This window comes from Enterobacter sp. UCD-UG_FMILLET (assembly GCF_000762975.1).
GTDB classification, from domain to species: domain Bacteria; phylum Pseudomonadota; class Gammaproteobacteria; order Enterobacterales; family Enterobacteriaceae; genus Enterobacter; species Enterobacter dykesii.
Map to the genome: position 1 here is coordinate 622,333 of NZ_JRJC01000036.1, position 25,698 is coordinate 648,030.

General features: G+C 53.3%; 19 protein-coding genes and 1 pseudogene. All 20 read right to left on the bottom strand.

Translation table 11 applies throughout. The features are described from left to right. Positions 1 to 29: 29 nt before the first annotated feature. The 20 genes and pseudogenes from tssA to tssC all read right to left on the bottom strand — a co-directional run bounded on the left by tssA (position 30) and on the right by tssC (position 25,696). Positions 30 to 1,631, bottom strand: a complete 1,602-nt coding sequence (tssA, locus tag LA04_RS17935; RefSeq protein ID WP_047652600.1) for a type VI secretion system protein TssA — start codon at positions 1,629 to 1,631, stop codon at positions 30 to 32. Beyond that, positions 1,631 to 5,068 (bottom strand): ImcF-related family protein, encoded by a 3,438-nt coding sequence (locus LA04_RS17940; RefSeq protein WP_047652601.1) that lies wholly within the window; start codon positions 5,066 to 5,068, stop codon positions 1,631 to 1,633. Before LA04_RS17940 ends, tssA begins: the two co-directional genes overlap by 1 nt. After that, positions 5,065 to 6,189 (bottom strand): hypothetical protein, encoded by a 1,125-nt coding sequence (locus LA04_RS17945; RefSeq protein WP_047652602.1) that lies wholly within the window; start codon positions 6,187 to 6,189, stop codon positions 5,065 to 5,067. The genes LA04_RS17940 and LA04_RS17945 overlap by 4 nt, the downstream gene beginning before the upstream one ends. Positions 6,190 to 6,751: 562 nt before the next feature. Continuing rightward, positions 6,752 to 7,051: a hypothetical protein gene (locus LA04_RS17950; RefSeq protein ID WP_047652603.1), complete on the bottom strand. Its 300-nt coding sequence runs from the start codon at positions 7,049 to 7,051 to the stop codon at positions 6,752 to 6,754. Between the two features lie 89 nt (positions 7,052 to 7,140). Further along, positions 7,141 to 7,419, bottom strand: a complete 279-nt coding sequence (locus tag LA04_RS23820; RefSeq protein ID WP_072015550.1) for a PAAR domain-containing protein — start codon at positions 7,417 to 7,419, stop codon at positions 7,141 to 7,143. Between the two features lie 63 nt (positions 7,420 to 7,482). Further along, positions 7,483 to 7,650: a T6SS immunity protein Tli4 family protein gene (locus LA04_RS25120; protein ID WP_268747277.1), complete on the bottom strand. Its 168-nt coding sequence runs from the start codon at positions 7,648 to 7,650 to the stop codon at positions 7,483 to 7,485. Beyond that, the gene (locus LA04_RS25060) at positions 7,634 to 8,026 is read right to left on the bottom strand and encodes a T6SS immunity protein Tli4 family protein (protein ID WP_268747278.1); all 393 of its coding nucleotides are present in this window, start codon (positions 8,024 to 8,026) and stop codon (positions 7,634 to 7,636) included. The genes LA04_RS25120 and LA04_RS25060 overlap by 17 nt, the downstream gene beginning before the upstream one ends. Further along, the gene (locus LA04_RS25065) at positions 8,023 to 8,568 is read right to left on the bottom strand and encodes a hypothetical protein (protein ID WP_235211346.1); all 546 of its coding nucleotides are present in this window, start codon (positions 8,566 to 8,568) and stop codon (positions 8,023 to 8,025) included. Before LA04_RS25065 ends, LA04_RS25060 begins: the two co-directional genes overlap by 4 nt. Continuing rightward, entirely contained in the window at positions 8,565 to 9,476 is a 912-nt protein-coding gene (locus tag LA04_RS24860; protein ID WP_200882533.1) for an acetyltransferase, read from the bottom strand. The genes LA04_RS25065 and LA04_RS24860 overlap by 4 nt, the downstream gene beginning before the upstream one ends. A 218-nt stretch (positions 9,477 to 9,694) precedes the next feature. Beyond that, positions 9,695 to 10,297, bottom strand: coding sequence for a hypothetical protein (locus LA04_RS24865; protein WP_200882534.1), 603 nt, complete (start codon positions 10,295 to 10,297; stop codon positions 9,695 to 9,697). A 41-nt stretch (positions 10,298 to 10,338) separates the two neighbouring features. Beyond that, positions 10,339 to 11,925: pseudogene (locus tag LA04_RS17965) on the bottom strand (DUF2345 domain-containing protein); the annotation flags it as partial. Positions 11,926 to 11,954: 29 nt separating this feature from the next. Further along, the gene (locus LA04_RS17970; RefSeq protein ID WP_052119560.1) at positions 11,955 to 13,052 is read right to left on the bottom strand and encodes a T6SS immunity protein Tli4 family protein; all 1,098 of its coding nucleotides are present in this window, start codon (positions 13,050 to 13,052) and stop codon (positions 11,955 to 11,957) included. Between the two features lie 11 nt (positions 13,053 to 13,063). Continuing rightward, on the bottom strand, positions 13,064 to 14,593 hold the full coding sequence (locus LA04_RS17975; protein WP_047652605.1) for an esterase/lipase family protein: 1,530 nt from the start codon (positions 14,591 to 14,593) through the stop codon (positions 13,064 to 13,066). Positions 14,594 to 14,595: 2 nt separating this feature from the next. Next, positions 14,596 to 17,097 (bottom strand): type VI secretion system Vgr family protein, encoded by a 2,502-nt coding sequence (locus tag LA04_RS17980; protein ID WP_047652606.1) that lies wholly within the window; start codon positions 17,095 to 17,097, stop codon positions 14,596 to 14,598. Continuing rightward, positions 17,094 to 19,748 (bottom strand): type VI secretion system ATPase TssH, encoded by a 2,655-nt coding sequence (gene tssH / locus LA04_RS17985; RefSeq protein WP_047652607.1) that lies wholly within the window; start codon positions 19,746 to 19,748, stop codon positions 17,094 to 17,096. The genes LA04_RS17980 and tssH overlap by 4 nt, the downstream gene beginning before the upstream one ends. 159 nt (positions 19,749 to 19,907) lie before the next feature. Then, a complete protein-coding gene (hcp, locus tag LA04_RS17990; protein ID WP_023325816.1) occupies positions 19,908 to 20,399 on the bottom strand; it encodes a type VI secretion system effector Hcp in 492 nt (163 codons plus the stop codon). 5 nt (positions 20,400 to 20,404) lie between these two features. Beyond that, positions 20,405 to 22,111: an OmpA family protein gene (locus tag LA04_RS17995; protein WP_047652608.1), complete on the bottom strand. Its 1,707-nt coding sequence runs from the start codon at positions 22,109 to 22,111 to the stop codon at positions 20,405 to 20,407. After that, positions 22,108 to 22,797: a type VI secretion system protein TssL, short form gene (gene tssL, locus LA04_RS18000; protein WP_047652609.1), complete on the bottom strand. Its 690-nt coding sequence runs from the start codon at positions 22,795 to 22,797 to the stop codon at positions 22,108 to 22,110. Before tssL ends, LA04_RS17995 begins: the two co-directional genes overlap by 4 nt. Next, a complete protein-coding gene (gene tssK, locus LA04_RS18005) occupies positions 22,794 to 24,134 on the bottom strand; it encodes a type VI secretion system baseplate subunit TssK (protein ID WP_047652610.1) in 1,341 nt (446 codons plus the stop codon). The genes tssL and tssK overlap by 4 nt, the downstream gene beginning before the upstream one ends. 17 nt (positions 24,135 to 24,151) lie before the next feature. Continuing rightward, complete coding sequence (gene tssC, locus LA04_RS18010; RefSeq protein WP_047652611.1) at positions 24,152 to 25,696, bottom strand: type VI secretion system contractile sheath large subunit; 1,545 nt, start codon at positions 25,694 to 25,696, stop codon at positions 24,152 to 24,154. Positions 25,697 to 25,698 lie beyond the last annotated feature (2 nt).

The window sequence follows — 25,698 nt, forward strand, 5'->3', positions numbered from 1 at the left end:
GATGAATTTTAAAAGTAGGCCAGGCGTTTTTACCCGCAGAGCACCGCACTGCTTGCCGGGTCGAGCGCAATCAGACCGGCCAGTAGCTGGTCCATATCAGGCTGAAGACGTGATTTATCGGTTTCACTGCGTGTTGCTTTCATACGCAGCAGTCTGAGGCGACGGGATTTCACTTCAAATAACAGCGCCGGTGTCCACTGTGTGAGGGTGATGGACTGCGCAGCACTATCGAGCTCACCCAGAAGGTGCAGCGCCAGTTCATTCCTGCCCTTTTGCTCGGCCACGCGGGCCATCAGCAGACGCAGCAGCCATTTGTCTTTCGTGGAGTCCGTACCCGGGCGTGTCTGCAGCCAGTGGAGTGTGGCGTCCAGACCGTCAGTGTCCGCTTTCTCCAGCGCTTCCGGCTCGAGGGCCAGAATATCGTTGCCCGTCTCACTGACAGCACTGACCGGCTCATCACGCCAGTTGGACATATCGTCCAGCACGCTTTGATTTATCCAGTTGAGCGTGACCTCATCGGCAAACGGCGTTCCGTCATTAAAGGCCAGCGTTTCAAGTCCTGTGAGTCGGCGCAGCAGTCCTTTCAGGTCGGCGGCGATGATATCAGCTAGTAGATCCTGCCCCGATTTCATCAGTGCCTGGTGGATATACCACTGCAAATCCAGCCAGAGGTGATTGGCGCCACGCGAAAAAGTGCTGTCCGCCTGCTCCAGTATCTCCAGCCAGCTCTGCTGCAGGTACAACCGCTTGAGCATGGACCGCTGGTCAGCCCGCGGTGGTTCGATACGCGTTTTTCCTTCGGCATCCGGCGCAGGAATCGCTCTCAGCGTGTCGTGACGCAGGCTTTTCATCAGCCGGTGTGCGGGAAGCCAGCCATCGGGTTGTTCACGCAAATACCCCGCCAGTGTACGGGCCTGAGTCAACAAATCCTGACCGGACGTGATGCGGCTCAGGGCTGGAGCGTCATGCTCAGTCGTGTGTGCAGAGGCCTTTGACTGAGGGTTGTTACTGGCGTTCTGCGGAACCAAAGCATCCACACCACCGGCCTTCAACAGGCGGGATTCCAGCGCGCTGTAAAGCGCATTCAGATCCGGACAGGACGCTTCTGACTCAGCGTCCAGACTGCTGCGGATGAGCAGCAGCGCACCGGTAGTGCGCATAGCATCATGGCGTACCACTTCAGGCCACAAGGACAGACTATCAAGCAGACGAGAGCCTGCAAGCCACTCCAGCGCCGGTTTACGGCTTTGCTCCCGCTGCGGATAAAGCTGCGCTCCGTAGCGCTGCAGTAATCCCGCCAGCAGTTCAAGCCCTTCGGCAAAGCCAGCTTCTCCGTCCTGGTGCAGACGGGCCCAGCAGTAATAGGTCGCAATACGGATATCTTTGGCAGTGGTGGTCAGTAGTTTTTCAGCAAGCGTACAAATCAGCCCGGTATCGATGCCGGAGAGTTTATTCACCTCCTCTCTTATACGCTGGAAATCATCGTCATATCCTGGTTCTTCCCCAGCAGGACGGGTATCGCTGACAGGGGAAAGCCAGGGATGCCAGCGTTCCGTACGCGCCTGCGCCTGCTGCCGCAGCTCAGTTTCGTCCGCCTGACAGGCGGCAACCAGATTCTGAAGAGTGCTCATTATTCGATTCCATCCATGTCACTGATTTCCGTATTGGCCATCAGAGCCTGAGCCGTGGCCGCGCTGTCAACGCTGAAAATCTGATCCGGCAGCGTGAAGCCGCGCAGTGCCAGTAATGCAAGCGGCCCGTTGCCCAGCTGTGAACGCAATACCCACTGCAACGTACTATCATCCGGGGCGGTGAAACTCACCATCCATTGACTGTGGTCAAGCTGCTGCCGTTTGCCCCGATCCAGCCAGCGAATAAAGCCCCAGGTCCCTCGGTAATCCCCGAACAGACGCGCGCCGGCGTTGACCGTGGTCCAGGTCAGCATGGTTCCCGGCTTGTAAGTCTCTCCCGGCCAGCGGAAGGACTGCCAGTCAGCCATCTGATTAAAGTAGTGCAGCTTTTGTCCATCAATTGTTAGCTGCGTCTCCACTACCCGCGGCACAGGACGTGCCTGCAGCTCGAAGCTGATGCCCTGACTGCCATCGGTAAACAGAATGTCTGACAACTCACTCAGCTGGTTAATGGCACGCAAGAAGGCCGGGTTAAAGCTCAGCCCCTGGCTGTTGACCTTATCAAGTACCCACCGGCTGCCTTCTTTGTGAAGCACTCCATTGAGTTCTGTGGTCAGGAATCGATCTATGCGCCCACTGTCTTTACGGATGAACTCTGCCAGCATCGGCAAAGAGGCGTCACTCTTGCTCGCAGCGAACGGGAAGCGTCCGTCAAAGGCGGTGCGCCAGTTCGCCACCACGGAGCGGCTCCATTTGTCATTCAGGCTCGCCGCCGACGGCTGAAGCACGGTCTCCCAGGCCTGGGTCAGCGGCTGTACAAACATCGAGCTACCAAAACCACTCCACTCTTCACCAAGGCTTGCCGAAATCAGACTGCCATATTGCTGGGTGTCGGTCAGATCCACACTTTTTCCCTGAAATACGGTCTGCGCCAGGGTTTGCATCATCTCCTGCGGGTCAGAAGCGCTGGCCACCTGCTGCAAGCGAAGACGCACGCGGGTGATACGGGTCAGATACGTCTGCAGGCTCAGTGAGTTGTCAGCCGACATGACGTTGCTGCCCGTGTTTTTGCCGAGAAGCTGAAGCAGCGGACCGAAAGTTTCATCCAGTGGTCCCTGTGGACCTATCGCAGACTGGTCAATTGCGGGTTTGTCTTTTCCACCAACCAGATCTTTAGCCGATTTGATAATGGAGTCCGAAAGGCCTTCGCTTTGCTGACCGGTCTGCCCCTGCCAGGCGATGGTGTTCATCAGGGCAATCAGTGGCGACTGGCGGATATCACTCATTAACGTCAACTGGTCGGTCACATCGGCAATATTGTTCGCAGAATTCCAGCGCAGACTGTTAAGGAAGTTCAGCCAGCTGCCGGCAAAGTCAGTGAAATAACGCTCTGTCAGGCGTGCTTTGAGCGCTTCCGGCGACATGTCCGCCGATACGGCTTTACGGGAATCGCTCAGCACCCAGTCGATTTCATCCCGGCGTGAATTTGCGGCCTTTTCGATAGCCTGCTGAATGCCACCTTCCCATGCCTGACGGGTGAACATGCCCGGGACCACTTCCTCGGTGGTGAACAGCCGCCGCGCATCGGTTCCGCTGGTCATGTCTTCCAGAGACACATCGGCAAAGTTACGACGCACGGATTTGAGCATATTCTCGTACAGCGTGCTTTCAGCATTGCGGCGGCCAATCTGCTGTAACAGCACCTGGCGGCTCTGGCTGACCAGTTGTTCATCCGGCGTGATTTTCCACTGTGGCTGCTTGGGCAGTTCAGAGATATAGAAGGACCATAAATCCGGCGACAGGCTTTGCCATAAGCCGGTGGAGATCCCCATACGCGTTGGCTGCACGGTTTTCATAGCTTGTGCATAAAACGCGCCGTCGACTTTATCCGGGCGAGACATCATCAGCCAGGCTTTAAGCTGGTCATAACCCGGCCTCGCCAGCTGTGCACGCTGGTCGCTGTTTGGCGCTGAGTTGATCAGGGCGGTGAGCTTTTGCGCCAGGGCAGCATTTGCCGGGTCGCGTATTAGCCGGTTGTTCGCCACGCCGTACCAGGGCAGCAATGCGTTGAGCAACTGCTGATTATGGTCAAGACCGAAGCGCTGATACCACGGAGCACCGTCACGAACATGATGCTGCAGGCGACTCGCGTCATTGTGCAGGGCATGCAGGGCTGCCAACTGATAATCCGAGACCGAGGGATGCTCCACCAGATTGCGGGCCCGATCTGCCACATAGGAAATCTGACTGTAGTTCAGGGCAAAAGAGAGCAACAGCCCGACTCCCCAAATCCCGATAATGGTCATCAGCGTCCAGGCGAGGGTCTGTTCCCACGCCATGCCCACGCGACGACCACGCACGCGAGTGCAATCGTCGATAACGCCCTGCCAGCTGGCCGGGAAAGTCAGCGCGTGTTTATGCGAAGGAAGCGATGCTACTTTAAGGACTTCGGCGGAAGGATCTTCTTTCCCGTCCTGGCTGAATACCAGCCCACGCAGCGGTACCCGCTGCTGTGAACTGAACAGCCACGGCGTCAGCCGGTCGGCCCAGCCTGTGCTGGACCCTTGCTCAAACTGCTGCGCCAGACGCAGTAAAAAATCGTAGCGGTTGTTATCCGCAATTTGTGACAGCCCCTGCTCGCGCAGCTGCGGCAGCAGGCTGTTGAGCTGAGCCGTCACCTCGTCCGGTTTCGCCCGCAGCGGCAGCGTCACGCCGACAGCCTGAGGCTGGCGCGCCGCCTGCGCCCATGCGCTGTCGCACAGTTGCCAGAGATAAACCGGGGCGGAATAGCGCAGCGCCTCGCTGATTTTCTCCAGACCGCGAAGATCGTTGTCGCTCATTTGCGGGGTAAGGTACTGGCCTTCGCCTATTACCCGGACGATACCGTCCAGAGGACGACCACGACGCAATTTGCGAAGTGAGGCATATTTTTCCGCATCAATATCTGCCGCAAGGTTGCCGCCGTAAATCAAGACCGTACGGTTACCTTCTAGCCACTGGCTGGCCTGAAGGTTGGGTACTAACTGATTGATGGCAGTTTCGTCGCCGGTAACAAGCAGGAGGCGGACTTTGTTGCGCCAGAAAAATCTGTAACGAATTCGAAGATGATTTTTAAGACTGGAGAATAATTGACCACTGTCACCGCTCGCAACTGAGGAAGGAGCGAGCTTTTCCCCTGACATCTGCGGCTTATAGACAGCCTGATTTCTTCTCTGCTTCCATCGCCACCAAACAGGTGAACCAATCAGGCCAAAGAGTAAAACGGCAAACACAGTTCCCCAAATCGTCCAGATTTTTTGAGCTGAAATCCCAAGTTTGTTCAAACTCTCCTGATTGATAAAAATTAAAAATGCGATTATCCCCGCCAGACCGACAATCAGAAGGAAATACCCCCATGAGCCATAGCGTGCATTTGGCATTATTTTTTGTTCGGTCATGCGTAAAGCTCCCTGGCAATCAAGCAAAGTGTCCCTGTTTTCTGCGGCGTCTGATTTACCAGCAGTTGATCCTTACCCGTTTTATTGGCGGCCTCGGCCAGCATCGCGAGGGAAAGTGGCAAGGCCATCTCTCCGGGAGGTCCAAAGGAGAGATCGATAGAATGCAGAGGTCTTTTCTCCGGCAGCGGCCAGTGATGAAGAGTTGCATATTGCATTATTTCTGTAGCAGCTTTTTGAGCCGCTCCCAACAGCCAAACGTATTCCAGACTCTGCTTATCGGGCTGAACATATTCGAATAACATATCTAACTCATTGTTAAGCTTACCCTCTTCCAGTGGCATCGTACGAGTTATGCCAGCGATAACAGGCAATGAATGCTGATGAGCATAAGCAGATGACGTAAGGAGCTGAGCAGAAATAAACTCACTTGACTGCCCGCTGCGCCGATGAGGCCAGTCCTGAAGACAAAGCATTAATACCAGTCCATCAAAATTCTTTTCATCATAGAAAGAATCTAGAGTCTTCATGGAATAGATTAAATTGGGAATGAGATCCCATTGTTGAGAAATTAACTCAATGCTTTTTTCATCAATCCTATCTGGCGACTGGTAAACATAAACAGAGTGCAGGGAATAACGATATCCGGGATGTTGTAACTCCAGCTTTCTGTCTGTTTCCTTCATAAAATCTTGAAAGCTATGCTGGGAGTTGAATAATGGGCGAGCTTTTTTAGGAAATGCAGGAACCTTTTCCAACTCGTCAAGTAGTGCCTCCATTCCTTTCTCTTCCGGAGAAAACAAAACATTACCAACCACGGCAAGCTGCTGTCGACTCCAGTTGCGCCATTCAGCTTTGGTTTGTTCTCTTTCGAAATCCCAGGCCCGACTAGCTGCGACAGACTGCTCGTAGCGATTAAACAGCACCCCGAATAAGCATAACCAAATCAACAATGCGGGGAGAGCACCGTAGAAGAAAACTTCAGCATAAGTTGCCTTATTCCAGATCCATAAGCTGGAAATAGCCCCCACTATCAACATCAGTACCAATACTATTATCCAGAACCATAACTTTGGTGGTGGAAGAGATTTTTTATCAGGAATATCAGGTATAGGCCATGCCATAGTAAAACTCGATATTTGTATGTTTTATTAAAGACTAAAAAAGAATTTAAAAAATCATGCACAACGATCCAGATTAACTAAATGTCATGCCATTCATTAAAAACTCAAATAAAATATTAACCATACGTTATTTTAGAGGTAACGCTGTAGCGTTTCATTTTTCAGAGTAAGCCATTCTTTCCTGTAAGTTATTTTGAGAATATACACGAGAAGCTTATGCTTACACTTTTCGGCAAAACCGTTTTATTTCTATAGTCGCAAATATCAATCAATAACGCTTTTTTATCAAACCCACTCCATACCGAAGGTGCTGGGATCATAAGATTCGTGAAGCAAAGGGGGCAACTTATTCAAATAAAAGCTCTTCAATTATAGTAACAGGGAAATTTTTCTCCATTGAGGAAATGTATTTGAAATCAACTTTGTTATCTAAAAATGTACCTGATAGTGCGCCACATAAATCGAAGTAAACTAGTTTATATTCCACGTTGTAAACTTCTCATTTTCCTTCAACGGACTGCCTGCCGCTCAGCCCTGCTCATTACTTGACTGCCAGTGAACATTAGATTCCTTTTTCTCTGCAATCTCTATCGTTTAATAATCTCAGGCTAATTTTGATATCCTTATTTTCAATTTCAGGAATTTGTAATGGATGACCATATTTATCCAGACGACCATAATAATCTTTATTTTCAGCAGTTATTTTATAGCATTGCCCATCAGGGCTTGAACCCGAGAATGGATTAACTATCTGAATGTTTTTATTACGTTCAACGGTGACCGCCTTCGTTTGACAAGCAATAATGAAAATCAGAGACATCAGGCCAGCAAGCAGTAAGCTACATTGAGATTTATCCTTCATTAATCATTCCTTTTTATCTTCTACCTTAGAGGGATGCATTGTTTTAATTTTTTCAGTGGCGATGTTTTTTCTAATTCCCCATACCTTCCTCAGGCCTTAGAATAGCTATCCGGAATACCAGGGATAAATTTCGCGTGACATGGGCAGGAACTAAAGCTATCGAGTGACCCCGCCAGAACCGAGCCTCCATCGAATGTATCTGCAACTCCGCCTAAGATTTTGTATGTTCCCGGGTGCTTACCGCAGTTAACCATATCTCCTTCTCTTGCAGCAGAAACGCCATACCATTGAAATGTTGGATCGCCGGTAAGGATCTTCCCACCACAGGTGGTGCTATCACCGACTCGTAAAAAGTAACCGACACTCATTGCGCATCCTCTATTTTCAAATATTGTGAATGTATACGGACAGCATGACTAATTTTACCAGCGCTACTTATAACGAAGGGAATTCACTAGCCTGTCCCAGATTTCAATCATCTGCTCTTCGCTGTAACGCGTTTTTTTATACTCGCTGGTGAGTCCAATACCAAACCTTGGCTTATCTGCTGTAGCATCACGCTCATTGGCTTTAAAATCAAAATCATGTAGTCTTCTCATCCTGCCCCGTCGCCGGATTTCTGATGGTTCGGATACCACCAAACAACCATGATTCCGCCGGAATACCGTTCGGAGAGAGAGCTATTTTCTTTATGGTGTACTGATTTGAGGTTTTAAGCGCTTCATTAATTTGTGCGCTACGATTAAACAGGGTATCCTCAGAACCAGGATATTTATTGTTTGTATATACACCTAAAATAAAGTCGTCATTTTCATAACTAAATGTAATTTTTTCCAGATGCTTTTCGCCATCATCCCGGATAAACCCATTCGGTATACACACGCCTTTAGCAGGCGGAATATCCTCATCTTTTCTGCCGCTAAGCCGTGATATCAGAGACTGCAGGGCGGCCAGTTTGGCTGGCTTCTCATTCATTTGAGCCTCGGTAAAACCAGCTTTAGTGTATGTTTTTTTCTTTCCCTATATTTAGGACTGGATAAATCAAGTATTTCCGTCGTAATAATAAAAGCTATTGCATTTACAAATACATGTGCTTCTAAAACTCTTCCGAGGTCATCTTCCCCTGAAATATTCCTGTCAAAAATAACTCCCTTACCATCAGACAGCTCAATTTTTTCTTTTATAAACGGTGCATTTACAGACTCATTTTCAGGCTTATTTATAGCATCACGCAGTTCCTGCTCTCTTAATTGCACCCGCTGTTTAAATGCAGGCGGATATAGAGGTTTACTTTCAATTTTAAAATCATCGATAAAAATTATATCGTGAAGCCGGTTGTTAAACGACTCGGGAACGTCAATCACATAGCGCCCGATGCACTGTGGTTTGGTTTGCGCAAACAAAGTATTTATCACTGGACTGTCCTTCTGCACTGGCGTGGTTGCCGTAGCCTGGGCAATGAAAAATATACTGCCCGCCATAAGAGATAGCGCTGTAAGCTGCCGAATCGCATTCATGGGATAGGGATCTCCTGAACCATTTTCATAATGGCCCTTAGGGTAAACTGAAGGGCTGGCCTGTCTTTAATATCCTTCAGGCTGCTGACGTCGTAGGCTCCCTGATGGTCAACGCCGGTTGCCAGAACACTTTTGATTTCGCTGTTGCGGCATATGGCGCTCAGCGACTCCACTGGCACCGTGCCATCACCCGGCGTTTTTGACGAGGTGACCACATAAAGCTGGGAACGATTAAATGGCAGGGGGATTTCCCGATAGTTGTTGGGTAGCCTCCTGTCATTTTCATGCATATTTTTCGGATATGTGATGGAGGTTTTCCGCCACGCTAAAGTACCGTCGGAGTCGATTTTATGACCGTAAAAAGCGTAAGTATTAGGATGATAGCCTTTACTATCCATTAGAGAAATAAACTTGCGGACAGCCTTATCAACTAAACGTACATAGTTAGTCCAGTTGCTCTGACTAACTGCCTCATACTTATCGATAATGTCGGATTCATACAGGCGGTACCACAGCGTCTTGTTGAGGTAAATCTCCCCGAAAGGATCCCCGGCTTGCGATAGTTTTACATCGCTGCCGTCTTCGCCAGCCCTTTCCACGCTCAGCCAGGGCGCTCCGGAAAGGTATTTCGCCGAAGGTAAGAGCTGAAGCGGCGCAGGAGCCCTGGCCAGGACCGGCATCAGCTCTTCTGCGGTATTACCCAACACGGCTCCGGCCATGCCTTCCTGTTTTGCGCCAACCTTCATGCGGCGGTATGCTGCCGGTGAGCCAAGATCGGGGATCACCCCATGCACTATCCCCAGAATCTTATCTTTTGCGCCCAAAACCTGGGACGCGTAACGAGCCACCAGCCCGCCCATGGAATGGATAACGATAATGACTTTTTCCTGCCCGGCGTGAAAGGGCATGCCGTGGCCGCGCTGATTTTTGTAGAGGCTGATAGTCCTGTCGATAAAGGCAACCAGTCCTTGCGCCGAGGTTTTATTATCCTGCAGCCAGTTATAGCCATAGACGTGAACCGGGAATAAAAAGTTCTTGAAATGGTTCAGTTCCTGCTGAGTCAGGATGGATTCGCCGGTAATCTCAGTATCTTTCTCTTCAGACAGCGATTTGCCGACCAGCTGACTTAATACCCCGTTTTTCTCCGACGTTGATTTACCATAGTGAACAGATCCTGCTGCCAGTCATCCAACAGCGCACCTTGTAAAACACTTAAAAACTTACCGTAGCTGAAGGATAAAACCTCCCCCCAGCCCCGCTCCCGGCGGGTTGTAAATAATTTCCCATCATCGGAAATCGGAGAATAGATGGTCTGGTTAATATCCCCACGGTCATCCATCTTTGTGGTGTCGGGATTAAGCAACTCTCTTCGTTCAGTACCATCCTTGCGTGCCCATTTAAGAAATACTCCTCCCAAACTATCGCCACGCCAGATATCATTTTCCTTTCCTTCGTCAGTACCCATCAAATTAGTCCCCATCACCCCAGGCAGGAAGATAACGGGGATCGCTTTGACAGGCGGCTGATGCAAAACGGCTTTAGCATTCTCTGATTTTTTTTGATTCTGTATGCCGGGCCAGTAGACCTTTCCATTGTCGTCCCATTCTGGTTTTATGTAGATCGTCGAGGGACTGCTCTCATTACCTGTCGTATTTTCTTCCGTCATGAATTCCTTCCTTTTTCCGTTCAGGAAAATAATCTTCAGAAAGACCTTCGTGACAATCAACACGGTGCTTTCCCCGAAGATATACTTCGAAATAACGCAACGCCTTATGTTTTATCCAGCAAAGAGGCGTTGAGAGAATCGATATTAATATTATTCTGCACCGCAGTGGTCCCTGAAGCGGAGGTCGCTAAACTTTGCTGCGTGCCATCCCCGCCTGTTAAACCCAGCTTCAGACCGGCCACCGGCGAGTCATCCGATAACCTTCTGACTTCAGGAGTTATGGCAAAATCAGTGTTTTCCCAGTTCTGCATTGCCTGGCTCATACTTTGCCCGCCAAACTTCTGCCACACTGCTGCCCGCTGGATAATTTTATCCGGTGCCGCACACTCCACGACACCATCAGCAATACGGATATAGCCGCCTCCGCTGGTGAGAATAATTTCCTGCTTCGCGCTGATGACCAGCCTGCCTTCGCTGCTGCTGATGCGGATATCCTTCAGCGCATCCAGCGTCATCTCATCCCCCTGCGCCTGGATCTCCACCTTCCCTTTGCCGGCAAACATTTTGATGCCCAGCTTTTGCGCAAACAGACTTACCCGCTCCCCGGCCGCCACCGTGAATCTTTTCAGTGCGCTGAAATCTGTGTGCCCGCCGCTGGTGCTGATGATGTTGTCTCCCGCCGACTGCTGCAGGCTTTTCCCCGTCACCTGCGCTATCCCTTCCGGCGCCGAGACCAGCAGCGCCGCTTTCTGTAAATCCGTCAGCGCCTCTGACAGCAGCGCCTTCTGCGTCTGCACATCTGCCAGTTCAGCCCTCGCCGCTTCTGCCGCGCTGCGTAACGCTTCAGCCAGCGACCGCGCCTGCTCCAGCTGGCTCATCGCTGCCTGCATCTCCAGCACCTGACCCTGCGCCTTCGTCTGGCCATCAGCGCTGATAAATATCCCTTTCTGCGCCCGTATCGCGCCCCAGCTGTCCGTCCTGAGCTCAAACCCCTCACCACGCTGCTGTTTTTCGCTGTCGACCAGGTGACCGAGATTCAGCTGGCTCTTGCCGCCGTACTCCGTGCTGACCTTGATATGCTCTTTCCCGCGCTCGTCATCAAGGCGGATTTTGTTGTTCGCCGGGGTACGCAGCACGTTACGTTTGTAGTTGCGGATGGTGACGTGGTCGCCGTGGGCCGAGTCGTGCAGCACGCCGGAGATGTACGGTCTGTCAGGGTTACCATCCTCAAAACCAATCGCCACTTCAGTGCCCGCCAGCAGCGGCAGGTGCAGTCCGTAGGTGTCGCCGGCATACGGGCGGGACTGGCGCACCCACAGGCTCTCGAACCCAGTCTCCCAGTTATCACGGTCAAACAGCATATTGACGCGATAGCGACCGTCTTTATCGATGTGGCCATAGGTGTCATTTTCGGTGGTGCTGGTGACGCGGGCCGGAAGTGTGCCCGCCATCACCGGGCGTGCGCCCGACTCAGGACGGAAACTAAAATCAGTGCTGTCCGGAATGCCGTCAAAATCAACCGCAAAGTCCTTATCACGGCGGGCATACGTGTGCATCGCCGTGATGACCACGCCATGCGCAAACACGTCGGCCACTTTCAGCACCTGGGCCGGAAAGAGGACCGGGCAGCTGGTGATGCCCTGCGTCCGGATCTGGCCCTTCAGGTAGCGTTCATGACGAATGCGGGCATATTTAGACCTCTCTCTTATTGAAGATACACTTATTGCTTGGTGTTTACCGGAGCTGTTCCAGTTCGATACCTGAACGTTCTTGTGATTCTGTTCCAGATATCAACCAGTTGTGAATCCGTATAGTTTTTTGTTTCCAAACCAGAATTATTCAACTCAACGGAAAATACCGGATGCCTTAAATCGGCTATATCCTCATTCCCATAAAAGGCGAATCTGTAGGCAGGAACTATTTTCTCTTTTGGTTGATAAATGTCCTGCTTACCTTTCATCAGCCACTCTTCTGCATTTATCTCCGGTAGTTTTACTGCCCCTTTCTTCAGAGTATGTGCGCCAACTCTGATGAGGGTAGCATTGATTTCATCAGACCTTTCTAAGAGCGGTTCAGATTTTCGAAGCGTATTATCACTATTAACAATAAGGCCAAAGTCATCACTGTTATATATAATGTTGATGACATCGTTCGAAATCACTCCCGAATCATTAATAATACCTTCCGGAATACAGATACCAGGCAGTGTTGGCACCTCTTCATCCTCCCTTCCCTTTAGTCTGGATAGCAGGCTTTGCATTTCCACCAACTTCTGATGCTTATCGTTTAAATCGATTTCCTTCGAACCACTATTTAAATAATCCTCTCTGTCCTTTTTATATTTTGGGTCGGACAGGTCAGTAATCTCAGTTGTTATGATGAATGCCACGCCATTACTATAAAGATGCCCTTCAAGAACTCTCCCAAAACCAGGAACACTCTCGTTTTCATTTCGATCAAAAATGACTGCATTGTCATTTATCCGATATACCTGTTTCAGATAAGGAAGGTCTTTGGGATCAGCTGCAGGACTGTTGTTTAACTCCTGTTCCCGTAAACGGATACGTTGTGCAAACGCCGGAGGATACAGCCGCTTGCTGGTAATTCTCATTTCATTAATCTTTACCTGACCCATCGCAGCGTTGTTAAATGAAACGGGCACATCAAAAAGATAGCGGCCAATGCACTGAGGTTTGGTCTGTTCAAATAGTTTATCCGTCATTTGTTTTTCCTTTGCCGTTAAAGGGGCTACCGGCCACGAACGGGTGAGTAACCAGAAAATGGTAGAGAGAATAAGGACGACAGCAAGTAAGCCCATCCATAAATGCCTTACCTGCATGAGGTAACCTCCCCGGTCATTTTTATAATCGAGCGTAGCGTGAACTTTATCGCAACGGAAAGACCGTTTTCCGTACTGGTATCCCCCACGGCATAGGCACCTTCATGATCGACTTCAGTCGCAAGCAAAGAGCGGATCCCGGAAAATCTGATACGGCCGGCTCGTACAGGTACGGTACCGTCGCCGGCGCTGCCGGAGGAGGTCAATTCAAACGTATTACCTGCTACTTGACGATACACGGGAAGTTCCAGCGGCACTCCCATAACCGGTCTGGGAGCAGGAATTTGCTGCCATATCAGATGATCGTCTGAAGGATATTTTTCACTGGCACCATAAAATGCATAGGTATTGGGATGATATTTGCCGTTTAAATTTTCTATAAATTTTTGCACATCCTTTTTTATCCTGCTCTGATAGGCCTTCCAACCCTTACCCACATCATCCAGCAGCAGCCCTTTTTCACACAGCCGCCACCAGTCACTTTCATTCAGATAAATTTCCGTGTAAGGGTCAGACTCCGGCTTATACGCTGTTTCCGTTCCGCCTTTAATTTTCAGCCAACCCGGCCCGTAGGCTTTACCCGGCAGCAGCTGCAGCGGACCGGGCGACTGGGCCAGTACTGGCATCAGGTTTGCCGCGTCAGCGCCAATTACTGCTCCGACAATATCCCGCTCTCCGGTCTTCATTCGGCGATATGCCGCCGGCGATCCCAGATCAGGCATAACGCCGTGAACGATGCCCAGAATATTGTCTCTGCCGTTCATTTGTTCTGAATAATGTCGGGCCACCAGGCCGCCCATGGAGTGGGTGACCAGAATGACTTTATTGGTGGCAAGCCTGCCGTGATAAGTGCCTAACGTCTCACTGATATATCGCTCGAGAAAGGCGGCCGAATCGGCGTTTGACTGCAGCCAGTTATAGCCAAAAACATGCACGGGAAAAAGGTAATCATAACTCCGCCTGACCTCAGACTCAGTAAGCGCATCTTCTCCTTTCTCTGCACCTAAATTTTTACCAATCAGTAACTGCCGCGGCGTTCGCCTGCTGGTGCCATTGATCAGGTTATCAATCAGAATATGACCGTCATTCAGCATGCACTGAAGCACATGGAGAGGTTCACCATAGCTTTTGTAAAGCGCACTGCCCCAGCCACGGGCAACTCTGGAGGGAAACCCTCTACCGTCAAGATCGTCGTAAAGTACCTTTCCCGTTAAATCGACTTCGGTGGTAAGAGGATCCAGCAAGGCTTTTCTTTGTTCTTTAGACTTATACAGCCATGCCAGCGCATCTGAGCCCTGAAACATGTCAGCATGCCAGACTTTTTCAGGGGATTTTATCTTTTTGAGATTCGTTCCCATGACTCCCGGCAGAAAAATAACCGGGATCACCTTTTCCGCCACCTTAGGACAGGCAACCACCAAATTGTCTTCCGCTCTGCCATTAGGCAGACTGTAGTACACTCGCCCATTTTCATCATATTCTGGTCGGCTCACGATCTCGTTTTCTGCTGCTAGAGTCATGGCTATTTTTCTCCCTCGAACCGCAGTTTGTCCGTCACCATATTAACCTGCTTCATTAAATCGCCTTTTCCATCTTCAGAGGTTGAGACGGTTTGACTCGCTGCATCCTCACCCTGAATGGCCATTTTCTGCGCTGCCAGAGCTGACCCATCGTAGGCATCAATCGCCTTAGGCGTATAAGAAAAATTCGCGTTTTCCCAGCTCTGCATTGCCTGGCTCATACTTTGCCCGCCAAACTTCTGCCACACTGCTGCCCGCTGGATAATTTTATCCGGTGCCGCACACTCCACGACACCATCAGCAATACGGATATAGCCGCCTCCGCTGGTGAGAATAATTTCCTGCTTCGCGCTGATGACCAGCCTGCCTTCGCTGCTGCTGATGCGGATATCCTTCAGCGCATCCAGCGTCATCTCATCCCCCTGCGCCTGGATCTCCACCTTCCCTTTGCCGGCAAACATTTTGATGCCCAGCTTTTGCGCAAACAGACTTACCCGCTCCCCGGCCGCCACCGTGAATCTTTTCAGTGCGCTGAAATCTGTGTGCCCGCCGCTGGTGCTGATGATGTTGTCTCCCGCCGACTGCTGCAGGCTTTTCCCCGTCACCTGCGCTATCCCTTCCGGCGCCGAGACCAGCAGCGCTGCTTTCTTTAAATCCGTCAGCGCGTCTGACAGCAGCGCCTTCTGCATCTGCACATCTGCCAGTTCAGCCCTCGCCGCCTCTGCCGCGCTGCGTAACGATTCAGCCAGTGACCGCGCCTGCTCCAGCTGGCTCATCGCTGCCTGCATCTCCAGCACCTGCCCCTGCGCCCTGGTCTGGCCGTCAGCGCTGATAAGCAGCCCTTTCTGCGCACGGATAGCACCCCAGCTGTCCGTCCTGAGCTCAAACCCCTCACCACGCTGCTGTTTTTCGCTGTCGACCAGATGCCCGAGGTTGAGCTGGCTCTTGCCGCCATACTCCGTGCTGACCTTGATGTGCTCTTTTCCACGCTCGTCATCGAGGCGGATTTTGTTGTTAGCCGGGGTGCGCAGGACGTTACGTTTGTAGTTGCGGATGGTGACGTGGTCGCCGTGCGCCGAGTCGTGCAGCACGCCGGAGATGTACGGCCGGTCCGGGTTACCATCCTCAAAACCAATCGCCACTTCAGTGCCCGCCAGCAGCGGCAGGTGCAGACCGTAGGTATCCCCTGCATACGGGCGGGACTGGCGCACCCACAGGCTCTCGAACCCGGTTTCCCAGTTATCACGGTCAAACAGCATGTTGACGCGATAGCGACCGTCTTTATCGATGTGACCATAGATGTCATTTTCGGTGGTGCTGGTGACGCGGGCCGGAAGTGTGCCCGCTATCACCGGGCGTGCCCCCGGCTCAGGACGGAAACTAAAATCAGTGCTGTCCGGAACGCCGTCAAAAGCAACCGCAAAGTCCTTATCACGGCGGGCATACGTGTGCATCGCCGTGATAACCACGCCCTGCGCATACACGTCAGCCACTTCATACCCGCCGGTGACTTTCAGTACCTGACCCGGCGAGAGCGTCGGACAGCTGGTGATGCCCTGCGCCCGGGTCTGACCATTCAGGTAGCGTTCGTGACGAAGGCGGGCATAAAAGGCTCCGGACTCCGGGGCCGGATTGCGGTCATAGATGCTGCCCGGCGTCAGGTAGTTATCCGCCCAGTGATAGGCATCACCGTACGTGGTGACATCCCCGCGGGTCGCATCCACCAGGGTGTTCATGTCCTGCGTGGCCTGACGGTAGTTGTAGTCCCGGGTGCTGACCTGCTTCTGCACCACGCTGTGATGGCATTCCATTCCCCAGACCGAATCCACGCCTTTTGAATGCTGGCCCGATGGCGGTACCGACGGCAGCGTCAGACCTTTCTCGTACCCCTGCTGGCTGTCGTAAAACTCCACCACGTCAATGTTGAGGCGCGTGTCGGTGGTGAAGCGAAACCAGATACCGACCTCACCCAGCAGGCGGGTGATAAAGTGCAGATCGTCCTCGCCGTACTGCATCACCTGCTCACGGCGCGGGTACTCTTTTGACAGCGAGAACAGAAAATCCTGACCACGCATGCCGTGACGCTCGCGCAGGATTTTTTCCACGATTTGCGGGACCGACATATCCTGGTAAATGGCGTTCTGGTGCGAACGGTCAAGCAGAGCCAGACGCGGCTGCAGCGTCAGGGCGTAGTGCGTTTCATCTTTTGAGGTGCCAAGGCGTTCAAAACCAGTCACCACCCCCTGAATCACCCGCAGCGGCTGCTGGATTTTGATGCCGTACCCCTGGTCTACCGGAGCCTGCAGCCTCAGCGAGCCGGGCTTCATCAGCATCATCTCTTTGCTGATGCCGTGGTCGCGGCTGGTGAACTCAACACGGTAGCTGAATGGTCGGCTCAGGGCTTCGTCGCCTTCAAAAGCCAGCACGTCGGGTTCGGCCTCACAGCCCTTCACCACCAGAAGGTGGTGGTTATGGCTGAATCTTAACGGAGGATTGTTGCTCATGCGTTTACTCCCTGTATCCGATCAAACTCCAGGCTGATCCCCTCCTCTTCACTCCAGCTAAGGCGTAACGACGCTGGTTTCTGCCTGGCGGCCATGTGGGTGAGTAATTGCTGGCTCAGCACCGGCAAAATTTGTTGATTTAGCAGACTATCAACGTTACGCGCCCCCGTATCCGGCAGCAGGCAGGCTGTGGTCAGCGCGTCATAGAGACTCTCGTCAATTTGCGTGGTCAGCCCGTAGTGGCGGTGCAAGCGCTTGCTGACCTGTGAGAGTTTCATTTCCACGATGGTACGCATGGCTGCTTCCGAGAGGGGGCGGTAAATCACGGTCTGGAAGCGGGCCAGCAGCGCGGGCTGGAAGTGATCGCGCAGGATCGGACGCAGCAGCTCGTGAAGATCGCCTTCGCTGGCCTCTGGCTGTTCATCGAGCAGTTGCATCAGGTGATCGCTGCCGAGATTCGAGGTCATCAGAATGACGGTGTTGCGGAAGTCGATTTCACGCCCTTCACCGTCGCGCATAAAGCCGCGATCGAAAACCTGGTAGAACAGGTTCATCACGTCGCGGTGCGCCTTTTCCACTTCATCCAGCAGCACCACGCTGTACGGACGCTTGCGCACAGCTTCGGTGAGGATACCGCCCTGGCCGTAACCCACGTAGCCCGGCGGCGAGCCTTTCAGCTGGGAAACCGTGTGCGGCTCCTGGTATTCAGAAAGGTTAATCGTAATGAGTGACTTCTCGCCGCCGTACATGACATCGGCCAGCGCAAGTGCGGTTTCGGTTTTGCCAACACCGCTCGGTCCAACAAGCAGAAACACGCCCTGCGGGCCATTCTCGGATGTGAGACCCGTTTTTGCAGCACGCAGACGCTGGGCGATGGCCTCGAGCGCCACATTCTGCCCGACCACACGTTTACCGATTTCATTTTCAAGGGTCAGCAGTTCGGTCTGCTCATCTTTCATCAGCAATGACAGCGGTACGCCTGTCCAGTCGGCAATCACGTTGGCAACCGTTCGTACATCCACGTCCACGGAAAGCAGCGGATTGCTGTGCTGAATGCCGTTCAGTTCCTGCTGCAGCATGCGCGTCTCGCTCTGACGGGAGATATCCTGGCGGCTTTCCAGCAGTTGTTCGGTAAGTTTCAGTTCCTGCCCGTACTGAGTTTCAAGCTCATCGAGAGCAACGATAAGAGCGTGCTCTTCCTGCTCAATGACGGTCAGGCGTTCACCATGGCTCTGATTGCCGACAGCAAAATCCTCCAGCAGTGCCTGCTTCTCCATTTCAAGAGAGGTAATCTGCGAGCGAATGCAGGTCAGCTGTTCCGGCACCGTGTCGAGGCACATGCGGACGCGCGCTGCGGCGGTGTCGAGCAGGTCAACCGCCTTATCCGGCAACTGGCGGCCCGTCAGATAACGACGCGAAAGAGTAACTGCCGCACGAACCGCATCGTCGGTAATATGCACATTGTGGTGTTCGGCATAGCGGGATTTCAGTCCACGGAGCATCAGGCAGGCGGTGTCATCGTCAGGCTCATCCACTTTTACCATCTGGAAACGGCGCTCCAGCGCGGCGTCGCGCTCGAAGTATTGTTTATATTCAGACCATGTGGTGGCCGCAATAGTACGCAGTTCGCCACGCGCCAGCGCCGGTTTCAGCAGGTTGGCCGCATCTGCACCACCCGCCTGGTTGCCCGCGCCGATGATAGTATGCGCTTCATCAATAAATAGCAGGACCGGGGACGGTGATTGCTGCACCGCATCGATGACGTTTTTCAGCCGCTGTTCGAACTCACCTTTCACGCCTGCACCGGCCTGCAGCAGGCCCAGGTCGAGGGTACGCAAAGTGACCGTTTTCAGAGATTCAGGCACATTACCCTCGGCAATGCGCAGCGCCAGACCTTCAACCAGTGCAGTTTTCCCCACACCCGGCTCGCCGACCAGAATCGGGTTGTTTTTGCGACGACGAGAAAGGATGTCCACCATCTGGCGGATTTCCGTGTCACGGCCAAACACAGGATCGATCTTCCCTTCCTTAGCCTTGGCGGTGACATCGAGGGTAAATTTATCCAGCGCGTTCTGCAGCGCAGGGCTCAGCTCCCCCTCTTCCATTTCCATACCAGCCGGGCGCCCGACAAACTCCACCTCACCACCGTGGCTCTGTGCCAGCTCGGCTTCGCGCTGCATTTCCGGACGTTCATCCGATTGCGCATCCAGCAAAGGTCGCAGACGCTCCAGTTGGCTCTGACCAAGCGTTAACAACGGCCACATGCCGTCACAACGCGTTAGTTTTGGTTTTTCCACCAGGGCCATCAGCAGATGGATGCTGCGAATGTGCTCTTCGCCATTGAGTGAGGCCAGTAGCCAGGCTTGCTGCATCAGAGTCTGGATATCCTCTGAGAGCTGGGGCCGATGGCGCACGGAGCGAGGTTGTCTGTCGAGCCAGCCAAGCAAATCCTGCCAGATGCCATCCATATCCCATTCATAGCGACGCGCCAGCACCGTCAGGTCACCTTCCCCCTGCTCCAGCAGCTTCAGCAGCCAGTGCTCCGGCAGGATTTCGGCATGGGCACGGGTCTGACAGAGCGAAGCTGCGCCTTCCATCGCTCGGGCACAGTAAGGATTCAGACGACGTAACAGGATGGCTGGATTTTCCATGAGATTCTCTCTTTGTCGGTTCCTGGACACGCTACCGCCCCTCGCTGTTCACCAAAGCGCATAAGGTCAGGCAGGCAGATTGTTTTTTTCTTTGCTGAGTACCCGCATCTCAGGCACTCAGCAAAAAACTGCGGACAGGAAAACCTGCCCGCATCAGGATTACGCCGTGGCGCGTTCGTTCCAGGAGTCGGAATGAATGATGTTGCCGTCTTTGTAGGTCCAGGTGATTTTTTCGTAACGCAGTTCTACGCGTTCAAGGTGGTTGTGCTTCTCTTTAGATGGATCCTTGATGTCATACATTTCAGGATTCACTTTCACTACCTTCACGTTTTCCAGTTTGGTGTTGAAGTACTCCACTTCCTGACCCGCGTCGTTGATTTTGTACCACTTGAATTCAGCGGATTTCAGGGTCTGACCGGTGGTCACCGCCTTGTACAGGTACGGGCTGGACGAGTCGATTTCCTTGGTGAACAGGAACGGGGTGTGGATACGGGTACCGGTCAGCTTGCCGGTGTTGTTGTCGGTCGGGATGTACAGGTTATGCTCCTGAGCGACAACTTCGATGCTGCCTTCACGATCCTGAACGTCAACAGACCCTTTAATGTCCGCGCCGCCGTCGTCTTTCAGCCAAAGATAAACAGGAATTGCCATGTTAATTACTCCGTTTTATTTTCTGAGACGCCATCATCCTGCGATGGCGCCATGTGTTTGCCGGGTATCTGACAGGCACTTGCCTGCGGTACCAGACTGATTTCGACACGGCGGTTAAGCGCACGCCCTTCCGGGGTGTCGTTGGTTGCGACAGGGCGGCTTTCGCCATAGCCCTGCACCGCAAAACAGCTTTCCGGCACGTCGCCGGTGTCACGCATCCAGTTGCGCACCGCTTCGGCACGTTTCAGAGACAACGTCTGGTTTAGTTGCGGATTGCCGGTGTTATCGGTATGCCCTGACACGACGATCAGCCAGCCTGGCTTCGCTTTAATGCCAACCAGTGAATTCACCAGCATTTTGGTGGAGCCCGCCTTCAGCTCGAACTTGCCGGAATCGAACAGCGACATGCTGTCCAGCCTTACTATTTTCGGAACCGGTTTTGGGGTTGGCTGCGGTTTAGGAGGCGGCGGCACATACGAACGGATCGCTACCAGAAAGGGCATCCGTAGACGTTCCCCCTGATAAAGCCCCAGACCCAGCCGGGCCGGTACGCCGTTACGTGCATAGTCATCCAGCAGCGCCGCATTCTCACGAAGGACAGCAACGGCGCTAGCCTTCGGGACATAGTCATCCATGGAGAGGCTGTCGTAACGGGCTATATCGAAGCTCACGCGATGCAGTAGTTGACGATTGTTCCAGCCACTGCTGAGCAGCGCGGCGATGGCCGCCAGGGTGAATAGACCAAGGACACAGCGCCAGGTGCGGGCCCGGGGAGTGAGTCCACTTCCCTCAGGTAGTAGCGGCAGTATGAAATCCGGTAAGGGTGAGATCACCGTACTGTCCGTCCCTACCGGTTGCCAGCCAGCCACCTGCTGCATGGCGGTATGACGCGATAACCACGCCGTCCAGGCTGATGACGCAAGGCTTCCGGCAAGAATCGGCCCCATTCCCCACAGCAGCGCTGCAGGTGCAATGGCCGGAACATCAGAATTATCATCGATGAATACCGCCTGGACATGCTGATGGAACCAGCTCATCAGGCTATTCATCAGCACCTGCTTTTGCATGACAGGCGCACCGCCAGTGGTGACCCACGCTGCAATTGAACAAGGCGCATTCGACTCACGCCAGACAGTCGACCCTTCACCCGAAATAGCGGCCTGCCAGAGCATGTCATCCGTCATCGCGCTGCCGATCTGACCATTCAGAATCAATGGCACAGAATGTCCCGTTTCTTTACGCAACTGGCTGATTTGCCAGCGCAGAGCCAGCAGACGACTTGTCAGGGCTTCGCTGTCGAGGTGTTTCTGCGGGCATACACTGATCATCACCGACAGCTGACGCCCCCAGTCCGGGCGCTGCCACAGAATCTGACGGGCAACCTGCTCCAGATCCTGATGGTCCTCAACGCGGATCCAGCATCCCTGCGTGACCATCAGTACTGGTGACTGTTGAGGCCAGGTCAGAGGCATATCGCCACAAACCAGCACCACGGGTTGCCGGTAAGAGGATTCAGGAAGGTCATCCAGAAGCAGGGTGACGTCATGCTCCGCAGGAGGTTTGGTGATATACCAGAACATGAAGATAACCCCGAGCATCGCCAGCAGAACGAGCACTGAAGCCAGCCGGGATACCGGCAGAAAAGCCAGACAGACCACGGCACTCAGCAGGGCGGCCCACAGCGCAAGAAGGCGCTGTTGTACAGGACTCATTTTATGGCTCCCGGCAGCAGGGTCAGCAGCATCTGATCGAGCCAACGATCCAGTCCCCACCAGAGCGCGGCAAGAATAATCACGCTTAGTCCAATACGTGCAGGCCATGATGCGAGCCATCCGCCCATTCCCCTCCCGGCACGGCTTTCTGCCAGAACAGGGTGGGTCTGCGGATAGCTGAACGGCGCGACATGTTCACTGAGCGCGCTGACCAGCCTCTGGCGTTCAGGATCGTTCAGCGCGCGATAGCCCCCCAGGAATCCAAGCATCATTACCCGCTGGAAGCAGGTCAGTACGGCATTGTCTGGTGCAGGTTCGCGCAGCACATCGCGCATCCTGTCACACAAAGTGTCACCGGCGTCCATCGTGCCAAGGAAGTATCCCTGCAAAGGAATGTCATACCATTGCACACAGGCATCATCCTCTACACCGCGCCCTTTGACTGCCTCATCAAGCAATGCACATTGTGCAGTGAGGATATGCTTACAGCTGGCTTCATCAAGTTCACTCGCTTTCAGCTCACGCTGAACGCGCTCCACATCAGCAATACAGCGTTCCCACAAGATCCGACCTTCGCCTTCCTGAAACTGCGGGCCATGGCGAAGGCTGATGACCTGAAGCCAGGTATCCTGCAGCAGTGCGTCAATATCAACAGACACGACAGCGCCGTGTTTATGTTCACTCATGTTCTCAATACCGCAAAGAGTTCAAGTTCAGGCTCTCCGAGCATCCCCGGGACGTAAAACATACACGTCCCACTTTGGAGCATCTCAGTCGCCAGAGGATGGGAGAGATCGAGACTGAAATACTGATTTTCCAGGCGCAGCGGAATGGCGGCTGGTACATGGCGCAATGGCATCAATGGTACGCCCACGCGGGAAGAGTTGACGATCCCCCGCACATGGTCAGGACTGCCCACCTTACACTGACGCGGGAACTGTTCCTGCAGTTGCGCTACTGGGATCGGCGAGCGCACAGAAAGATAGTAATCAGCCCCTTCGCGCAGACGCGGGTCATGCAGTCGAGCCTGCCAGAAGTGCAGCCGTGGGTCATAGTCGAGTGCCAGTGCAACCACGCGGGACGGCAGACTGGCTTCAAGCAGATCGCCCAGTAAATCAAACAGCGGCGGGAAGACATTATTCAGTTGCTCATGTTGCCAGACCGGAATAGCACTCACCTGATGCTCAAGCGAGAAGGTCAGCAGGCTGCCCGCCAGGCGGGCCAGCTCCGGGTACAGACGCTCCGGTGGGTTTTGCGGGTATCGCTGAAACTGTCCGAGCACGGGCTCGGCGCTGTTCAGCGCATTTAGCAGCCAGAACAGTGATACATCAGCCACGGCGAAGTCTGCCATACGCTCATTGCTTTCACGCCGCATTGCCATCAGACGGCACAGTCGGGCCCGCAGTTGGGTCATCAGCTGTTCCAGCTGAGTTACCAGCCAACGGCTGCCCTGGAGGGTCAACAGCGGAGGGAGAAACGTCTCATCCAGTAACCACATCCCCTGAGAGTCCTGCTGCAGGCGGGCGACCGGACAAGTCAGATAATCGCTGTTGTTCTGATGGGCAAAACGCAGCGTCAGTTCCGGTTGAATCACGGCAATCTGCCGAGTGTCTTCCCCAAAGGTATTGCGTACATCCCGCCAGCACTGACGATATCGCACCGGACGCTCGGCCACCTCATCGGGTTTCAGGCAGTTGCCGCCGTTCGCCCGCAGTAGCGGGAGCGCCAGCACCACCGTCACCTCCTGCGGTTCACTTTCAAGCGACAGTACCGGTGGCAGCGAATCAGCATTGTCAGTATCAATCAGAGTACCGTCCTGAAAACGGACATGCATATGACGGGCCTGCAGACGTCCAAGCCTGAGAGCGTCAGGCTCGAAGGTGGCATTGATCACCCCCCACGGGCAGGAAAGACCCAGCCGGGCAATACACTCGGCAGACCAGGCCGCATACGCGACCTGTTGCTGAAAATGCTGGGGAGCGACCATGATGCCCCTCCCCCATAACGGTTGTTCCGTTTTCATCGGCTTCCTGCCTGTTATTACGATTTGGCTTTCGGCATCTGGGAAACCAGCGACAGGTTGACGTCCATGCCTTCCACCTGGAAGTGCGGAATCGCATACAATTTCACGCGGAAGAAGCCCGGATTGTCTTCGATGTCTTCCACTACCACCTTCGCGTCGCGCAGCGGGTGAGAAGCCTGCAACTCGTCGCCCGGATCGGTCATTTCGGTCACCAGACTGCGGACCCACGTATTCAGCTCCAGTTCCAGCAGTCGGCGATCCTTAGTGGTACCAATGTTCTCGCGCTGAATCAGCTTCAGGTAGTGGGCGATACGCGACAGCAGGAAGATGTACGGAAGACGGGCGTTGATGCGGCTGTTCGCCGTCGCATCAGCGGTGTCATACAGCGCCGGTTTCTGAGTGGAGTTGGCCGAGAAGAAGCACGCGTAGTCGCGGTTTTTGTAGTAGGACAAAGGAATGAAGCCCAGATTCGCGAATTCGAATTCGCGGGTTTCGGGGATCATCACTTCGCTCGGGATTTTTACCTGATTGCCGGTACCGAGATCGTACAGATGGATAGGCAGGTCCTGGACCGCACCGCCAGCCTGCGGGCCACGGATTTGTACGCACCAGCCATTATTGATAAAGCTGCGCACCATGTTGGACGCGAAGGCAAACGATGCATTGGTCCACAGGTATTTGTCGTGATCCGGACCTTTGACTTCTTCGACATAGTTGAAGCTGCGAACCGGAACGGTGTCCGGGCCATACGGTAAACGTCCCAGCACGCGCGGCATGACCAGGCCGATGTAACGGGCGTCGTCCGTATCGCGGAACGATTTCCACTTGATGTACTCTGCGCGGTCAAAATAGTTACCAATATCTTTAATCGCAGCAACGTCTTCCATTGACTCCTTGAGGAAGAATTTCGGGCCTGCTGAGCCAATAAATGGCATATGTGCAGCCGCAGATACTTTTGAGATGTTGCGCAGCAGAGCGACATCCTGCGCTGAAGCATCGAACTCATAAGCGGAAATCAGCGCCGCAATCGGCTCGCCGCCTGGGGTATCATATTCATCAATGTAGGTATGTTTATACAAACCACTCTGGATGACTTCCGGGCTGTCTTCAAAGTCCTGGCGCAGCTCTTCTTTAGACATGCTCAGAAGCTCAATTTTCACGTTCTGGCGAAAATCTGTTTTATCAATCAGCGACTTCACTCCGCGCCACAGGCTCTCAACCGCCTGAAACTCGTCATGGTGCATAACGGCGTCCAGTTGGCGGCTTATCTGGTAGTCGAGCTCAGCGATATGGTGATCGATCAGGCTTTTATCCAGTTTTTCGACCTTCGCGCCTGCCTTGGTCAGGCATTCCAGAAAGACCTGCATACCTGCGGTCAGACGCTCGTCAGCGGTCGCATCCGACATCGCCTGCGCATCTTGCCAGATATCCAGCGCGCTCAGCTCAGAGACAGGGTTCAGATTGATTTTCTCAAACAGGGAGGCGTAAACCCTACCCGCAGCAGGACGTTCCAGCACCACGCTTTCAGTACCGGCAATATTATTTTGTACAGACATGAGCATTC

Bases quoted from the DNA above. Each gene is read 5' to 3' on its own strand.
- tssA (WP_047652600.1), bottom strand. From the start codon at position 1,631: ATGAGCACTCTTCAGAATCTGGTTGCCGCCTGTCAGGCGGACGAAACT.
- LA04_RS17940 (WP_047652601.1), bottom strand. From the start codon at position 5,068: ATGACCGAACAAAAAATAATGCCAAATGCACGCTATGGCTCATGGGGG.
- LA04_RS17945 (WP_047652602.1), bottom strand. From the start codon at position 6,189: ATGGCATGGCCTATACCTGATATTCCTGATAAAAAATCTCTTCCACCA.
- LA04_RS17950 (WP_047652603.1), bottom strand. From the start codon at position 7,051: ATGAAGGATAAATCTCAATGTAGCTTACTGCTTGCTGGCCTGATGTCT.
- LA04_RS23820 (WP_072015550.1), bottom strand. From the start codon at position 7,419: ATGAGTGTCGGTTACTTTTTACGAGTCGGTGATAGCACCACCTGTGGT.
- LA04_RS25120 (WP_268747277.1), bottom strand. From the start codon at position 7,650: ATGAGAAGACTACATGATTTTGATTTTAAAGCCAATGAGCGTGATGCT.
- LA04_RS25060 (WP_268747278.1), bottom strand. From the start codon at position 8,026: ATGAATGAGAAGCCAGCCAAACTGGCCGCCCTGCAGTCTCTGATATCA.
- LA04_RS25065 (WP_235211346.1), bottom strand. From the start codon at position 8,568: ATGAATGCGATTCGGCAGCTTACAGCGCTATCTCTTATGGCGGGCAGT.
- LA04_RS24860 (WP_200882533.1), bottom strand. From the start codon at position 9,476: ATGCCCTTTCACGCCGGGCAGGAAAAAGTCATTATCGTTATCCATTCC.
- LA04_RS17970 (WP_052119560.1), bottom strand. From the start codon at position 13,052: ATGGGCTTACTTGCTGTCGTCCTTATTCTCTCTACCATTTTCTGGTTA.
- LA04_RS17975 (WP_047652605.1), bottom strand. From the start codon at position 14,593: ATGACTCTAGCAGCAGAAAACGAGATCGTGAGCCGACCAGAATATGAT.
- LA04_RS17980 (WP_047652606.1), bottom strand. From the start codon at position 17,097: ATGAGCAACAATCCTCCGTTAAGATTCAGCCATAACCACCACCTTCTG.
- tssH (WP_047652607.1), bottom strand. From the start codon at position 19,748: ATGGAAAATCCAGCCATCCTGTTACGTCGTCTGAATCCTTACTGTGCC.
- hcp (WP_023325816.1), bottom strand. From the start codon at position 20,399: ATGGCAATTCCTGTTTATCTTTGGCTGAAAGACGACGGCGGCGCGGAC.
- LA04_RS17995 (WP_047652608.1), bottom strand. From the start codon at position 22,111: ATGAGTCCTGTACAACAGCGCCTTCTTGCGCTGTGGGCCGCCCTGCTG.
- tssL (WP_047652609.1), bottom strand. From the start codon at position 22,797: ATGAGTGAACATAAACACGGCGCTGTCGTGTCTGTTGATATTGACGCA.
- tssK (WP_047652610.1), bottom strand. From the start codon at position 24,134: ATGAAAACGGAACAACCGTTATGGGGGAGGGGCATCATGGTCGCTCCC.
- tssC (WP_047652611.1), bottom strand. From the start codon at position 25,696: ATGCTCATGTCTGTACAAAATAATATTGCCGGTACTGAAAGCGTGGTG.